We start from the raw sequence: 14,687 nt of genomic DNA, 5'->3' as shown, positions 1-14,687 counted from the left end.
GAAGGAACCACCCATGACCACCGCCCCGTACACCCCGCCGCCCGCGATCCCGCCGTTCATCGCCGATGTCCCCGGCCTGCTGCGCTGGGAGACCACCTCCCGCGAGGAGGCCGTCGAGCAGGCCCAGTCCGTGACCAAGGAGAGCTTCACCTACGACGAGGTCTACGGCCGGTTCTGCACCGTCGAGGAGTACATCGACGCCCCGCCGCGCGCCGTCTTCGACTACCTGAGCGACATCCGCAACCTGAACGAGTACACCTACAGCACCCGCGACTTCCGGCCCGTCGAGGGCCGGCCGGGACTGCACGTGGGCCGCGACACCCTCGTCGACGACCGGACCGAGATCTACATGGAGTTCAAGACCGACCCGCAGGCCCTCACCGTCGACATGCACTGCGCCTGGGACCAGGGCGACGAACTGTGGATGATCTACCTCTACCGGATCGTCGACGCCCAGGCCGTGCTGAAGAAGCCCGGCTCGGTGGTGCTGTGGACCAACTGCCGTCACCCGTACTACGACAAGAACCCCCACCCGGAGCTGGCCACCAGCCCCGACCGGCCCTGGGTCGGCGACTTCTGGAACCTCTTCTACGCCGGCCACTGGGTGGAGCTGCAGAACCTCAAGAAGATCATGGAGTACCACCACGGCAACGGCGAGGCTCGGGAGTCCGGTACCGCATGAGCACCGTCAGCCTGATGGAGCTGGCCTCCTACCTGCCGCCGCGGCGCGTGGACACCCAGTGGTTCCTCGACCAGCAGGGCGACGACGCCCCCATGGCCGGCCACGAGATGTTCGGCCCGCCCGCCCACCGTCACCACGTCGCCCGCGAGGAGAGCGCGGCCGACATGATCGAACAGGCGGCGCGCACCCTGCTGGACCGGATCGGACCCGACGAGGCCGCCGGCATCGACACGGTCCTCACCAACGTGCTGCTGCCCGACCTCCCGTTCACCGGCTCCGGAGCCGAGATCAGCCATCGGCTCGGCCTCCGCCCCAGCTGGGTGCTGGACGCGCACAACGGCGGCTGCGCCTCCTTCGTGCACATGCTGCGCGTCGCCCGGGCGCTGATCGGCAGCGGCCAGGCCCGGGCGGCGCTGCTGTGCAACGTGCAGAACGGCGCGGGCACGGTGATGGCCCAGTCCCGGGTGCGCACCCTCCCCGAGGCGATGGTGCCCGGAGACGGCTGCGGCGTCGCCTACGTCACCGCCTCCGCCCAGTCGCCGATCCTGTCCGTGAAGACCCGCAACCTCGGCGAGTACTCCAAGGACTGCGGCCTGACCCTCTCCGACGGCCGCAAGTACTGGGAGGCAGGGGAGAGCCAGATGCACGTCGGCTTCACCCCGGGAAAGGTCGCCGACATCGTCGAGCGCGGCAACCGGCTGGTGCCGGAGGTGGTACGCGCCGTCTGCGCCGACATCGACGCCGAACCGGCCGACATCGACCTGCTGGTGACCAACCAGCCGAACCGGGTCTTCCTGCGGCAGTGGCAGGAACGGCTGGAGATCAAACCCGAGCGTCACCCCGACACCTACGACCGGTTCGGGAACCTCTTCGGCGCGGGCGTGCCCGTCACGCTCGACCACGCCCTGCGGGAGGGAAGGGTCGCCGACGACAGCCTGCTGGTGCTGGCCGGGTTCGCCCACGCCGGCGACTTCGCGGGAGCCGCCGCGATCCGCTGGCACGCCGCCGGCTGACCCGGCGGCCCGGGCGCACGCGGCGAACGGCCCCGACGGGGAGCTCCCAGCTCCCGTCGGGGCCGCGCGACGCTCCGCGCCCGCGCCGGCGGGTGGTCGGGGCCGCCGGCCCGCCAGCCCGTCAGCCCGTCAGTCCGTCAGCCCGTCAGTCCGGAGCGGGAGCGCCAGCGCCGCCACCGGCCGTCCGCCGCCCACCGGCCCGCCACCGGCCTCCGGCGGCAGCACCAGGTCCGACACCTCCCAGCCGCTTCCGTCGTCGGCGGTGACCAGGCCGCTCGCCGCACCCGGCCGCCACGTCCCGGCCAGCACCTCCACGCTCCGCAGCTCCGCCGCCACGCCCACGCCCCACGCCTTGGTGACGGCCTCCTTGCGGACCCACCCCCGGGCCAGCGCCGCCGCCCGCGCGGACGGCTCCAGCGCCGCCAGCCACTCCCGCTCCGCCCCGCTGAAACAGCGGCGAACCAGCGACTCGCGGCCCGCGACCGGCAGATGCTCGATGTCCACCCCGACCCCGCCCGAGGCGGCGACCGCCAGCAGCCACCACGGTCCGCTGCGCGAGACCCCGACCTCCGGCGCCGCCGGCGGCCCCAGCAGCCGGGGCCGTCCGTGAGCCGGGTCCGGACAGCGGGGGCAGGGGTGGCGCCCCCACCGCACCTCGGCCGCCGGGCGGCCCAACTCGGTGGCCAGCAGCCGGCGGACACCGGCCCGGGCCGCCACATAGCGATCCCGTACCTCCCCCGGCGGCAGCCGCCGGGCGCGAGCCGCCTCCGGCTCGTCCAGTAACTCCCGGTCGGCGGGCGTGACCGCGCCGGCCCGCCCCAGCCACACCCGCAGCGAGGGCGCTCCGTCCGGGCCCGCCCGGCGGGCCACCAGCCGGGGACCGCCGGACCGTCCGCCGTCACCGGTGGCCGGCCCGGCCGGGTTCACCGCCCGCCACGCATCAGCCGGGCCACATGGATACGGGAGGGACAGCCCAGCTTGCGCATCACCAGCCGCAGATGGTTGACCACCGTCCACTCCGAGATCTCCATCCGGCGCGCGATCTGGCGGTTGGTCAGCCCCTCGCAGACCAGCAGCGCCACCTCGTACTGCCGCGGAGTCAGCTCTCCCGCCGCGTCGTGCGGGGTGCGGGAGGGGCCGTGCGCCGTACTCGTGCCCCCGGAACCGGCGGACGTGGCGGCGGCGGACGCGGGAACGCCGGCCGCGCGCGGTGGCCGGTCGTACCCGCCGACCGCGGTGCGTGCCGCCAGCGGACGCGGCCCACCACGGGAGGGCGCCTGATCCGGATCGGCGGGCCGCGCCGAACGCGCGGCCGCCAGCAGCTGCCCGGTGCCGACCCGCCCGTGCCCGCCGGGCACGGGACCGGCCGCGCCGAGCGCGGCCCGCAGCGTGGTCAGCGCCACGCCGTCCTCCTCGCCGCCGATACCGCAGGACGTCCGCAGCTCGGCGGCCCCGGCCAGCAGCGTGGCGACCACCTCGCGTTCGGCCGGGGTGGAGACGGCGGACACGGTCGCCAGGGTGTCGGCGGCCGCCGCCAGATGGGGCGGCGCCGTGGAACGGGCCAGCACCGCCACCGCCTCCCGGGCCAGACCGTGGGCGGCCGTCGTCCGTCCGGAGTCCCGCAGCAGCCGGGCCAGTTCGATACGCACCGCGGCCCGCACCAGCGGGTCGCAGCGACGCCCGGCCAGATCCCGGTCGGCGCCCAGCAGCAGCCGCTCGGCGGCCCGCGGGTCCTCCGCCGCGAGCAGCAACGCCTCGGTGCGCACCAGGGTGGCGGCGGCCGAGTGCCTTCCGGCCGCCAGCAGGTCGCTTCTGGCTCCCGCCAGCAGAGGCCGGGCCGTGGCGTCGCGCCCGGTCCTGCGCAGCAGCTCGCAGCGGCCGGCGGTTATCCTGGCGCGCAGCGCGCCGGGGGCGTCCTCGGGACAGGCCGCGTCCGCCTGCGCCAGCAGGGAGCGTGCCCGGTCGACCTGCCCCCAGGTCATCGCCCACCCCGCCGTCATCACCATCGCCTCGGCGGCCGGGCGCCCACCGCGCGGCCGCTCGGCGAGACACTGCGCCACGGACTCCATCGCGTCCACGTACTCACCGAAGGTCGTGCACCGCGCGACCAGCCCGTGCCGCAGCAGCGGCTCCTCCAGGAGGGTCAGCAGCCGCAGCGCCTCCGCGTGCTGCCCGGCCTCCCGCAGGTAGCGGACGGCGGCGTGCACATCGGAGTGCCTGCTGCGGGCGATGTCCAGCCGTTCGGGGCGGCGACCGCCACCGGCCGGGACCGACGAGGAGGCCCGCAGATCGCGCCGGACCTGCGCGAGCAGCGCCATCGTGGTGGCGGCGTGCCGCCGCCGGACGGCGGACATCATCTGTGGCTCGCGCTCCAGCTCGCGCCGGTAGTGGTCCCGGATGACCCGCGGCATCGTGAACTGGTAGCCGCCGCGGTCGCTCGCCCCGCTCATCAGCAGGCTCTTGTGCACCAGAGTGCCCAGGCCGTGGACCGCCTGCTCCGAGCTGGTGTCGAGCAGCCGTCGCGCGGTGGCGACGTCCACGGGGGAGTCGCACACCGACAGCCGCTTCAGCAGCTCGGTGTCCTCGTGCGCCAGGGCCGCCTCCCCCCACGCGAGGGCGTGCTCGATGGAGCGGTGCCGCTCCGGGAGGTCCCTCAGCCTGCGGTGACGGCCGTAGCGGCCCATCCGCAGCCGGTGCAGCAGCTCCCTCGGCGAGAGCGGACCCACCGCCTCGGCGACCAGCTCCAGTACCAGTGGGATGCCTTCGGCGTGCTCGCAGATCTCCAGCACCTCGTGCTGCTCCGCGGCGACGACGTGCCGGTAGTGCGGGCTGACCCGCTCGGTGAACAGGCGCACCGCGTCGCCGTGCGGTCCCAGGGAGAGCGCGTGAACGGGATGGATGTGTTCCGCCCGGATGTCCAGTGGCAGCCGGCTGGCGCAGATCACCGCCGCCTCCGGCCGGGCCGCGAGCAGCCGGCAGACCCCGGGCACCACACCGCCGATGACGACATCGCAGTCGTCGACCAGGACCAGCAGCCGCCCGCCGGGCGGCACGTCCACGTCCTCGCCGGCACCGGGCAGCAGCGCGCAGAGGCGGGCGTACGCCTCCGCGTCGTCGGTGAGGTCCGACATCTCCAGGACCAGCAGCCGGTCCAGGCCCGGCCGCGCCTTCGCGTCGAACGCGGCGCGCGCCAGCGTGCTCTTGCCGATCCCGGCCAGGCCGGTCAGGGTCAGCAGCCGCTCGCCCGGCAGGTCGAGCAGCTCGCAGATGTCCCGCAGTTCCCCCAGATGTCCTACCAGTCGTAACGCCACCGGGGCGCGTGTGCCCCCGGGCCCCGCTTCCCTCGTTCGGTCGGTGGCCGTTCTCGAACTCTGCCTCAACACCACATCGTCACCCCGTAGTCGGTCCTGCGAACTCACGACTCTGCAATGTGCTGAAGTGGCCCATGCCCGCGATGTAGCGCGTGCGGAGGGTAAGGAGTTGTCGCCCCGTAGTGCGAACGGCACATCCAAGTCCCCCGTCGGCACCGTCAGGTGCCGAGCATTGGATCACCAGCTCAGTCTCGGCCCCGCCCCGGTCCTGCCCTGGTCGCGGCCGCCGGTCCGCGGCCGCGCGCGGCCGGCGCCGGCACGGGCGGTGCGTCGGCGGACACCGGTGAGGCCGGCTGCCGTACCCGTGCACGGTGGATCGCCGGCCCGTTGTGGGGGGCCATGCCTAGACACGGTAGAGCAGCGGACCGACAACGCGAACGGCCGCAGAGGACCAACTTTTCCGGGCGGGCGACAGCTCGGTATGTACGGGGACAAGACGCCCCGGATTCCCGGTACCCGATTCCGGACGGGACCGGCCAGGAGCCGGGCACACGCCCTCGCACGGCGGACCCGAACGGTCAGCCGACGCGCGCCATCACCTGGCTCCAGAGCCCCTTGCCGACCCGTCCCGCCGACCGGCGGAAGGCCGAGTGGGGCAGGAGGTACACGCTCTCCGGCTCCAGATAGCTGGCCCGCCCGTGGCGGTCGTCCACCGTCCCCGGCGGGAGGTAGAGGGGCCGCCGGGGCGGGTACTCGCGGCTGGTGATCTTCGCCACGGCGATCTCCCGGTCGTTGGCCGCCAGCACCAGGCACGGCCGGTCCTTCGCCCCGGTGCCGTCGTCGAACGGGATCGCCGCGTAGTGGATCTGCCCGGGGCGCGGCCAGCGCCTCGGCAGCCGTTCGGGGGCGGTCGCGGGGAAGTCCCGGACCCGCCACCTGCCCGGCGAACCGGGGCGCGCCGACACAGGCCCACGGGCGGGCGCGCCGCCGGAGCGGGCCCTGCCACCCCGCAGCCGGCGCGCCACCCACCAGAACGCGTAGCCGATCATCGCCAGCACGCCGCAGAAGGCCAGCACCGACACGGCGGTGGTCAGCGCGCCGGCGGCGTCGGCGGCCTCGGCTTCGACGGCCGCGAGGAGAGGGCCGGCCGGAAGAGGATGTCGCATCGTCACCCGGCCATCGAAGCATCCCGGGCGGGACGCCACCAGAGCCGGTACCCGCATCCAGAACCCGGCGGCACGGGACCCGGCTCAGACGGCCGGCGGCCGGACCGGGGACGCCGTGCCGCGCGGCTTGTGCGCGAAGACCCACCGGTTGCCCTCCAACGCGTCGTTCGGCTCCGGGAGCGGACCGCGTCCGTGCCGCCGGGTGAACTCGAAGGGGGTGTGGATCCGGGTGGACCAGCCCTTGGCCGTCAGCTCCCCGGCGGAGTCGGGCCGTGGTCCCTTGTCGAAGAGCTGGAGCAGGTCGATGCCGATCTGTTCGCGCGTCGCGCTGTAGGTGGTGCTGTCGCGGTAGGCCAGCAGGTCCTTCTCCACCTTGACCTCGAAGGCCAGCGCGCTGCCCGCGGTCGTGAGCAAGTCCACCGTGTCGATGAGGTAGGTCTCGGCGGGGCGCGGCAGGTAGAAGAGCAGCCCCTCGGCCAGCCAGACGCTCGGTGCGGCGGGATCGAAGCCGGCGGCGGTCAGCGCGCTGACCCAGTCCTCGCGCAGGTCGACCGGCACGGGGACGCGCCGCACCCTCGGCCGGGCCGGCAGCTCCGCGAGGACCCGGTGCTTGAACGCCAGCACCCCCGCCCGGTCGATCTCGAAGACCACGGAGTCGGACGGCCAGTCCAGCCGGAAGGCGCGGGTGTCCAACCCCGCCCCCAGCAGCACCACTTGGCGGGCGCCGGTACCGACCGACCCGAGAACGAAGTCGTCAAGGACCCTGGTCCGCAGGCCGAAGTAGCGGGCGAACCGGCCCCACAGCGGGTTGCCGTCCCCGCCCTGGGCCTGCTCGATGCGCACCGGCCAGTCCGCGCACGCCGGGGCGGCGCGCACGAAGTGCTCCGCGTAGACGTCCCGGGCCAGGCTGTCGTGCCGGTGGGTCTCGATCGCCCGTGCCGCGGCGACCAGGAGGGCGGTCACGCCCACGCCTCCGTCCACGCCCTCCGCGTCCGTGTGCCGGGGCATCGTGTCGACCATGTTTCCTCCATTGACGGGTGTGTGGACGGGAGAGCCGACGAGGCCGCCGGGCTCGCTCATCGGCCTCGTCGCTCCGGGACCAGGACCGGTTTGACGACGCGGCCCGCCTCGCAGTCGTGTTCGGCCTCGTTGACGTCGGACAGCGGGTAGGTGCGGATCAGCTGGTCGAAGGGGAAGCGTCCGGCCTGCCACAGGCCGGTCAGCCGGGGTATCAGCAGCCCGGGGACGGCGTCCCCCTCGCAGATGTGGCGGATGGACCGGCCCTGGTCCAGCGTGCCCGGTTCGAGCCGCAGCGCGGTGTGGAGCCGGGCCACCAGGCCGAGGACGCCGGTGGGGCGCAGGGCCGAGAGCGCGTCGTTGATGAGAGGGGGCGAGGCGGTGGTGTCCAGCGCGTACCGCGCCCCGCCGTCGGTCAGCCGCCGGATTCGCCCGGGCAGCCCGGCCGTTCCGGCGTGCAGTGGAATCGCTCCGAACCGTTCGGCCAGGGCCAGCCGACGGGGGTGCCGGTCGACCGCCACGGTCAGCGCGCCGGCCGCGGTGGCCGCCATCACGGCGGCCAGGCCCACCGCCCCCGCGCCGAGTACCGTGAGGGTGTCGCCCGGGCCGACGCCGAAGGTGTTCAGCACGGCACCGGCGCCGGTGAGGAAACCGCAGCCGAGCGGGCCCAGCAGTTCGACGGGGAGTGCGGGGTCCACCCGGACGGCGTTGCGGGCCGGGACGAGCGCGTACTCGGCGAACGAGGACTGGCCGAACCAGCGGGGCGCCAGGGCGCGCCCGGCCGCGTCGGTGAGCCGCGGCGCGGCCTCCTCACGTCCCCCGAAGAGGTTGAGTGAGGCGAAGGAGTCGCAGTAGGCGGGTGCCGCGCCACGGCAGTTCCGGCAGTGGCCGCAGGAGTCGAAGCTCAGCACGACGTGGTCACCGATACCGATCGCGGTGTCCGGGCCGCCACCCGTCCGCACCACGACCCCCGCCCCCTCGTGACCGAGCACCGCCGGCAGCGGGCTGCGGCCGGCCGACCGCCGGACCGCGAGATCGGTCCGGCACATTCCGCAGCCCGCGATCTCTACGAGGACCTCGCCTGCGGCGGGTTCCGCGCGCAGGGCCACCTCCTCGACCGCGAACGGGTCCTCGTACGAGCGCAGTACCGCCGCCTGGAACCTCACGGTCACTCCTCCCGGGGGCGGTGCACGACGAACGGCCGGAGGTTGCCGTACAGCCCCCACGCTCCGCCCGCGACGCCGACACCGCTGTTCTTGACGCCGGCGAACGGCTGGGCGAGGGACAGCTCGGCGTGGTGGTTGATCCAGGCCGTGCCGCATTCGAGCCGGTCGGCCACCGCCCCGGCCCGGTCGGGATCGGTGCCCCACACGGAGCCGCCGAGGCCGAAGCCGGTCCCGTTGGCCGCGTCGACGGCTTCGTCGAGGCTCCGGTACGGCAGCACCGGCAGAACCGGACCGAACTGTTCCTCGGTCACCACCGGGCTGCCGGACGGGACATCGGTGAGGATCGTCGGGGCGAAGAAGTAGCCCGGCCCCTGCAGCCGCCGGCCGCCGGCCGCAGCCCGGGCACCGTCGGCCAGGGCCTGGCCCACGACCCGCTCGACCCGGGCCAGTTGGGGCGCGTTGCTGACCGGGCCCAGCCGGGTGTCCGGATCGAGGCCCGCCCCGACGGTGACGGTCCTCGCGCGGTCGGCGAGCGCGTCGACCACCGCACCGTGGAGCCGTGCCGGGACGTAGACACGTTTGACCGCCATGCAGACCTGCCCGCAGTTGCGGAACGCGGCCCAGAACAGGCGGTCCGCGATCCGGTCCACGTCGACGTCGTCCAGCAGCACGGCGGCGTCGTTGCCGCCCAGCTCCAGGGTGACCCGGGCGAGGGAGGCCGCCGCCGCCCCGGCGACAGCTCGTCCGGTGGGCACCGAGCCGGTGAAGGTCACATGGCGGATGCCCGGATGAGAGGCGAGGCGGGCGCCGAGCGGCTCGCGGCCGGTGACGACGGTCAGCACGTCCTCGGGGAGGGCTGCGGCCAGGACGGAGCCGAGCAGCCGGGTGGTGAGTGGCGTGAACGGGGACGGTTTGAGGACCACGGTGTTGCCCGCCGCGAGCGCGGGCGCGAACTTCGCCGCCGCGAGCTGCACGGGAAAGTTCCACGGCACGATCGCGGCGACGGGCCCCAAGGAGCGCCAGCGGATCTCGCTGTGCACGGGCCGGCCGTCGTCGATCCGCCGGGTCCTGGGCGTCAGGCCGGCGAAGTAGCGCAGCCGGGCCGCCGTACGGGCGATCTCCGCGCCCGACTCGGCGAGCGGCTTGCCCTGTTCGCGGGTGAGGGACCGGGCGAGATCGTCGCCGGCCGCCTCCACCGCGTCAGCCGCCGCACGTAGCGCGGTGGCGCGGGCGGCGGGGTCGGAGCGCCAGCCGGGCCAGGCCCGATGGGCCCGGTCGACGACGGCGTCCAGCTCGTCCGGCCGCAGGTCGGGGGCTTCGTCGAAGGTCTCCCCGGTGGCCGGGTCGACGACGGGGTAGGACGCGGCCCGCCGTCCGGGGACGTGGGCCGGCACGGAGGTCGGCATCCAGGTGCTCAGACGGTCAGGTGACGGCGGGAACGGCGGTGGGGGCCGCGGCCGCGTGCTCACGGGCCTGCCGGTCCATCTCGGCCCGGAAGGCGGCCACCAGGTGCGGCTGAATCCGCCCGGCGTTGCGGTCGCCGCCCTCACAGACCGCGCCGCGCACGCCGACGATGTCGGTGCCGATCCGGGTCAGCGGGCCGAGGTCGCTCTGTCTGACACTGCCCGCGAGGGCCGCGAGCAGACCGGAGGCGTGCGCTAGCCGGACGAACTCGGCACAGACCTCCTGGGGAACGTGGTCGAACAGCCGCGTCCCGTCCTTGACAGCGGTGTCGAGCATGGCCGCGTCGGCGCCGGAGCGCGCTGCGATGTCGGGTACGGCGAGCGGGTTGACGGAGCCGATCCGGTGGGCGTCGGCATAGCCCGAGGCGACGACGAGCGCTTCGGGGCAGTGGTCCTTCACCGCCCGCACGACCGCGCGCATGACGTCGACGCCCTGGTCGGGCGTCGTGCACCCGTAGAGGCCGACCTTGATGTACGTGGCGCCGGAGACGACGGCGCCGAGCGCGGCCTGGGCCACCGTGCCTGGCTTGTAGGGGACGTCACCGACGGTGGCGGACACCGGTTTGTCCGCCGGGACCGCCTCGCGGATCTCCCTGATGACCCAGGGGAAGTTGGCGCCGAGTGAGCCCTCGTCCGGCTTCTTGACGTCGACGATGTCGAGGTGCTCCGCCGCCTTGGCACAGTCGAGAGCCTCCTCGACGCTGTCCGGGGAGATGAGCAGCAACACCATGGGCTCCTTCCTCCGCGGGACCGCCTGACCGGGGGACAGGGGCGCGGAGCACCTGGTTCATGTGATGTGTGCTCATCTTTTATGCCGCCCGTGGGCACCGGTAGAGCGTGCGGCATTCCAAAGGGGCGCTCACGCCCACGCGCGGTGCGCCGGGCGCACGGTGGGCGGGGCGTCCTCGCCGGCCGGCCGCGGCGTCCCCGGGCGGCAGGCGCCGCGTCGTCGTGGGGCACGGCGGAAATCTCCGCCGGTCCGAGCCGGCGCACGCGCCGTGGGGCGTGCCGGCCGGACTCGCCACCGGCACGCCCCACATCTCCGACCGCTCACCGACGCGTCACGCGGCGACGATCGCGTCCAGGCGCGCGTAGCCCTGGGTGACTCCCTTCTCCATACCGCTGCCGACCATCGCGTCACGCGACTCGACATTCGGATAGGTGCTGTGGGCGCGCAGCAGGGTGCGGCCGCCCTCCAGTGGTTCGAAGCGCAGGGTCTCCAGGCTCACCACGTCCGGAACGGCCTCGAACTCGAACGTCTGGACGATGAGTTCGTCCTCGCGCGCGACGTGGAAGACGCCGTTGAAGGTGTACTCGTTGCCCTCCGGGTCCCGGTGCGTGTAGCGGTAGCGTCCGCCCGTCCGCACGTCGTAGGTCTCGACGGCCATGGTGAAGCCGTCGGGGCCCAGCCAGCGGGCGACCAGCTCCGGGTCCCGGTGTGCCCGGTAGACCTCGCTCACCGGTGCCTCGAACTCCCGGGTCATCTCGATCACGGGCAGCCCGTCGGGAGCCGTGATGTGTACGGGGTTGGTCATGGTCGCTCTCCTCTTTCCGTTCCTTGTTCGGTGGACCCGGTGGACCCGGTGGACCCGGTGCCGGCCCGGGGTGCGCCGAGCACCTCGTCGAGCCGGCGGTAGCGCTGCTCGTGGAGCAGCCGGTAGCCGTCGATCCAGCTGGTCAGTTCTTCCAGCGCCGCCGGTGCGAGATGGACCGGACGGCGCTGCGCCTCCCTGGTCCGGGTGACCAGGCCGGCGCGTTCCAGCACCTGTATGTGGCGGGAGACCGCCTGGGTGCTGATCGCGAAGGGCTCGGCGAGTTCCAGCACCGTCGCCGGGCCCCTCGACAGCCGGGCGACCACCGCCCGGCGGACCGGGTCCGCCAGTGCGGCGAACGCCAGGTCGAGGGAGAGCCCGCCCGAGGGCGGTGGCTGGTCCGCCGGATCGGGCGGTGCGCCCGCCGACGGCGGTGGTTCCGGCCGGGGAGTCATCTGTTCGTCCACTCATCAACCATCTCGTTGTTCAACCTCTTGGTTGAATAGTACGACCTCGCGCACCGTCGTGCCAGATGTGAGCGGTGGGATGGGCAGAGGTGGCGCCGTGCCCGAATCCGTGGCGCCACCCCTCCCGGGAGGAGGGCGGCGCGCGTACCGGGAGGAAGCGGCCGGTAACCATACGATGCGCCCCATGGCACGCCCCCGGCCGGACACCGGCGCCGCACCCCTGTTCGCCACCCGCCGTGAATGGTCACTGGAGAGCGGCGGAACCGCCGAATGGGAGTCGCGTGCCGCCCGCAAACGCGGGCTGCTGCGCGTGCGCGCGGCCCCACGCGGCCCGGCGGCCGACCGCTACGCCGCCGCTCCGGTGCTGGGCCGGCTCCGCCTGCTCAACCGGATCGTGTCCGCCACGTTCACCGTCGGCAGTGCCCTCTTCGTCGCGGGCGCCGCCCTGGCGGAGCTGACCGCCGTCGGGGTCGTCCGCTGCGCGCTGGTCTACCTGGCGGGCGGCCTGCTGTTCACCGTCGGCGCTTACGCCGAGTTCCTCCAGTGCGTCAACGCACCCGGCCGTGGCGGCCGGGACGACGGTCTGGTCGCGGGGGAGTGGCGCTGGTGGAGCTACGAACCCATGCGGGTCGACTGGCTGAGCGCCCTGCTCCTGCTGGGCGGCACCGGCGTCTTCGGCGTCAATCTCCTCGACTCGCTGCTGCGCGGGCTCTCCGCCCAGCAGATCGACCGGCTCGTGTGGACGCCCGACATGATCGGCTGCACGCTGTTCCTGATCTCCGGTCAGCTCGCCGTCCACGAGGTCTGCCACGGCCGTGTCGTCGTGCGGGTGCGGGACCTCGGGTGGTGGATCGTGGTCGTCAACCAGCTCGGGGCCGTGCTCTTCATGGTCTCCGCGCTCGCCGACTACACCCAGCCGGCGACCGACAGCCTGGTCAACGTCAGCCTCGCCAACTGGGCCACTCTCGGCGGCGCGCTGCTGTTCTGCGCGGGAGGGGTGCTCCAGGCGTACGAACGGCCCACGCCGTGAGTGCCCCGCCACGCGCCGGGAGCCGTCCCGGCGGTACCCGGGGACTAAGCTCGCCCGATGGCCAAGTATTTCGACGTGCACCCCGACAACCCCCAGCCGCGGACCATGACCACCGTGGCCGACAGCATCCGCGCGGGCGCCCTCGTCGCGTACCCCACCGACTCCTGCTACGCGCTGGGCTGCCAGATCGGCAACAGCGACGGCCTCGACCGCATCCGGTCGATCCGGCGGCTCGACGACCGGCACCACTTCACCCTCGTCTGCCAGGACTTCGCGCAGCTGGGCCGGCTCGTGCAGATCGACAACGACGTCTTCCGGGCGATCAAGTCCGCGACGCCCGGCAGCTACACCTTCATCCTCCCGGCGACGAAGGAGGTACCCCGCCGTCTGCTCCACCCCAAGAAGAAGACGGTCGGGGTCCGCATCCCCGACCATGTCGTCGTCCAGGCGCTCCTCGCCGAACTGGGTGAACCGCTGCTCTCCAGCACCCTGTTGCTGCCGGACGAGGAGGAGCCGCTGACCCAGGGCTGGGAGATCAAGGACCGGCTGGACCACGTGGTCGACGCCGTCATCGACTCGGGGGACTGCGGTACCGAGCCGACCACGGTCATCGACTTCTCCGACGGCGGCGCGGAGATCGTGCGCCGCGGTGCGGGCGACGTCTCGCGCTTCGAGTAGGCGCCGGCGGGGGCGCCGGCGGGGAGGGGCGCCGCCCACCGCCCGCGCGGGCGGTCGGCGGGCAGCGGTCAACCGACGCGGGGGCGTTCAGCCGTCGCCTCGCGCGGTCGTCGCCCCCGTTCAGCCGCCGCCGCGCTCAGCCGCCGGTTCCGCTCATCGCACCCGAGGCGGGGTCGGCCAGGCGCAGATGGACGCGGGCCTCCTCGTCGAGCCCCAGCCGCTGGAGAGTCCGCCCGTACAGCATCCGCGCGTACGGATCGGCCGGCGTCTCCTCGACCACCGCCTCCAGCAGCGCCCGCGCCCGCCGGAGCTGCGCCGACGCGAAACACGCCCGCGCCGCGAGCAGACGGACGCCGCGATCGGCCCCGAACTCCTCCATCAGCGGTCGCAGCAGCACCAGTGCCCCGAGCGGATCGCGCCGGTCGAGCAGGGACTCCGCCCAGCGCAGACGCTCCACCTCGGCCGGGACGGCGCGGCCGGGCCGGCCCCGCGCCAGGAACTCTGCGATGACCCGCGGTGACTGCGCCCCGCCGAGCGCCCGGTCACCGACGACCAGCGTGGGGGAGGTCCGCACCCCGCGCGCCTTACCCTGCAACAGCAGCTCGGCCACCAACGCCTCACCGGCGTCGGTGTGCAGCAGCGCGGCACCCTGCGGGAAGCCCGCCGAGGCCGCGACGGAGCCGAGAACCGCGCGGTCGCCGATGTCCATGGAGTGCAGGAAGTTCGCCCGCATCACGGCTTCGGCCACGGCGTCCTGGAGCCCCGCGCCCCCGTGCTCGTACGCCAGCGCGATCAGCCGGTGCGCGTCGTGACTGCTGACCCGCCAGGGAGAACCCCAGTTCGGCCCGAGGCCCTCGGTCGCGGCCACCTCGGAGATCCGGACCCGGTTCTGGGCCGGGGTCAGCCCCGGTGCGCAGGCGCGCAGTGCCTCGTCCATCAGTGGGTCGCGCAGCGCCTCCTCCAGGGCGACGGCTCCGGCCGGTGCGGTCGGGTCGATCCGGAACGGCCGCCACACGACCTCGATGTCCTCGTCCCGCCCGGCGAGCGCCCGCTCCACCCGGCGCTTCCCGATGTACGCCCACGCGCACACCACGTCTGCCCAGATCTCGATTCGCATGACCCCAACGGTATGCGACATTCGTCGCATACGCAACGCATGTTG

Annotated in this window: 14 protein-coding genes; 4 read left to right on the top strand and 10 right to left on the bottom strand. The window is 73.9% G+C overall.

Annotation, left to right across the window (positions count from 1 at the left end):
* Positions 1 to 13 precede the first annotated feature (13 nt).
* Positions 14 to 682 (top strand): SRPBCC family protein, encoded by a 669-nt coding sequence (locus E0D90_RS00630; protein WP_103500314.1) that lies wholly within the window; start codon positions 14 to 16, stop codon positions 680 to 682.
* Complete coding sequence (locus E0D90_RS00625) at positions 679 to 1,695, top strand: 3-oxoacyl-ACP synthase III family protein (RefSeq protein WP_130796213.1); 1,017 nt, start codon at positions 679 to 681, stop codon at positions 1,693 to 1,695. Before E0D90_RS00630 ends, E0D90_RS00625 begins: the two co-directional genes overlap by 4 nt.
* Before the next feature lie 129 nt (positions 1,696 to 1,824).
* Here the strand turns inward: E0D90_RS00625 and E0D90_RS00620 are convergent, their stop codons facing one another.
* From E0D90_RS00620 to E0D90_RS00580, 9 genes are all read right to left on the bottom strand, one after another.
* Positions 1,825 to 2,622 carry a 4'-phosphopantetheinyl transferase family protein gene (locus tag E0D90_RS00620; protein ID WP_157996790.1) on the bottom strand — a complete coding sequence of 266 codons (798 nt, stop codon included), beginning with the start codon at positions 2,620 to 2,622 and terminating at the stop codon, positions 1,825 to 1,827.
* A complete protein-coding gene (locus tag E0D90_RS00615; RefSeq protein WP_130796211.1) occupies positions 2,619 to 5,006 on the bottom strand; it encodes a winged helix-turn-helix domain-containing protein in 2,388 nt (795 codons plus the stop codon). The genes E0D90_RS00620 and E0D90_RS00615 overlap by 4 nt, the downstream gene beginning before the upstream one ends.
* A gap of 578 nt (positions 5,007 to 5,584) precedes the next feature.
* A complete protein-coding gene (locus tag E0D90_RS00610; protein WP_130796210.1) occupies positions 5,585 to 6,178 on the bottom strand; it encodes a type II toxin-antitoxin system PemK/MazF family toxin in 594 nt (197 codons plus the stop codon).
* 78 nt (positions 6,179 to 6,256) lie between these two features.
* Complete coding sequence (locus E0D90_RS00605; RefSeq protein WP_130796209.1) at positions 6,257 to 7,192, bottom strand: SAM-dependent methyltransferase; 936 nt, start codon at positions 7,190 to 7,192, stop codon at positions 6,257 to 6,259.
* A gap of 56 nt (positions 7,193 to 7,248) precedes the next feature.
* Entirely contained in the window at positions 7,249 to 8,355 is a 1,107-nt protein-coding gene (locus E0D90_RS00600; protein WP_130796208.1) for an NAD(P)-dependent alcohol dehydrogenase, read from the bottom strand.
* A 2-nt stretch (positions 8,356 to 8,357) separates the two neighbouring features.
* Complete coding sequence (locus E0D90_RS00595; protein ID WP_130796207.1) at positions 8,358 to 9,761, bottom strand: aldehyde dehydrogenase family protein; 1,404 nt, start codon at positions 9,759 to 9,761, stop codon at positions 8,358 to 8,360.
* A 16-nt stretch (positions 9,762 to 9,777) separates the two neighbouring features.
* Positions 9,778 to 10,545, bottom strand: coding sequence for a (5-formylfuran-3-yl)methyl phosphate synthase (locus tag E0D90_RS00590; protein ID WP_103502627.1), 768 nt, complete (start codon positions 10,543 to 10,545; stop codon positions 9,778 to 9,780).
* 334 nt (positions 10,546 to 10,879) lie between these two features.
* A complete protein-coding gene (locus E0D90_RS00585) occupies positions 10,880 to 11,353 on the bottom strand; it encodes an SRPBCC family protein (protein ID WP_103502605.1) in 474 nt (157 codons plus the stop codon).
* Positions 11,350 to 11,817: an ArsR/SmtB family transcription factor gene (locus E0D90_RS00580; RefSeq protein ID WP_227869882.1), complete on the bottom strand. Its 468-nt coding sequence runs from the start codon at positions 11,815 to 11,817 to the stop codon at positions 11,350 to 11,352. Before E0D90_RS00580 ends, E0D90_RS00585 begins: the two co-directional genes overlap by 4 nt.
* A 184-nt stretch (positions 11,818 to 12,001) precedes the next feature.
* On the opposite strand from E0D90_RS00580, the gene E0D90_RS00575 reads away from it, so the two are divergent.
* The gene (locus tag E0D90_RS00575; protein WP_130796206.1) at positions 12,002 to 12,847 is read left to right on the top strand and encodes a hypothetical protein; all 846 of its coding nucleotides are present in this window, start codon (positions 12,002 to 12,004) and stop codon (positions 12,845 to 12,847) included.
* A gap of 57 nt (positions 12,848 to 12,904) precedes the next feature.
* Positions 12,905 to 13,525 carry an L-threonylcarbamoyladenylate synthase gene (locus tag E0D90_RS00570; protein ID WP_103502607.1) on the top strand — a complete coding sequence of 207 codons (621 nt, stop codon included), beginning with the start codon at positions 12,905 to 12,907 and terminating at the stop codon, positions 13,523 to 13,525.
* A gap of 136 nt (positions 13,526 to 13,661) precedes the next feature.
* On the opposite strand, the gene E0D90_RS00565 is transcribed toward E0D90_RS00570, so the two are convergent.
* Positions 13,662 to 14,642: a DsbA family oxidoreductase gene (locus E0D90_RS00565; RefSeq protein WP_130796205.1), complete on the bottom strand. Its 981-nt coding sequence runs from the start codon at positions 14,640 to 14,642 to the stop codon at positions 13,662 to 13,664.
* Positions 14,643 to 14,687: the final 45 nt, after the last annotated feature.

It is taken from the genome of Streptomyces otsuchiensis (genome assembly GCF_004305975.1).
GTDB lineage: Bacteria > Actinomycetota > Actinomycetes > Streptomycetales > Streptomycetaceae > Streptomyces > Streptomyces otsuchiensis.
Note: the sequence above shows the minus strand (reverse complement) of the source record. Positions and strands in the feature narration are given on the sequence as shown.